This is a genomic window from Streptomyces sp. URMC 126, assembly GCF_051386555.1.
Taxonomy (GTDB): domain Bacteria; phylum Actinomycetota; class Actinomycetes; order Streptomycetales; family Streptomycetaceae; genus Streptomyces.
In genome coordinates, this window is record NZ_JBPQTX010001133.1 from 1 (window position 1) to 250 (window position 250).

Here is a 250-nt window from a genome sequence, read left to right on the forward strand (position 1 = left end):
TTCCCGATGTCACCCTTGCCCCCGTGGTTGGGTGGGACGATGCGGGGTTCCGCCTCGGCTATGGCGGCGGCTATTTCGACCGGACACTGGCGGCGCTGCGCCCTCGGCCCTTCCTCATCGGCGTGGGGATACAATCCGCCCGTCTTTCGACGATCTTTCCGCAGCCGCACGATATCGCCATGGACGCCATCGTCACCGAGGCAGGCCTGCAAGGTCGGACAAAGCCATGAGCAGCCATCTGCCCCAAGAT

General features: G+C 64.8%; 1 protein-coding gene. It reads left to right on the forward strand.

Annotated features, from left to right (window positions below):
- Positions 1-230: 5-formyltetrahydrofolate cyclo-ligase (locus ACSNOK_RS35380; RefSeq protein ID WP_436784780.1), on the forward strand; the 230-nt coding region annotated here is incomplete at its 5' end.
- Between the last annotated feature and the right edge of the window lie 20 nt (positions 231-250).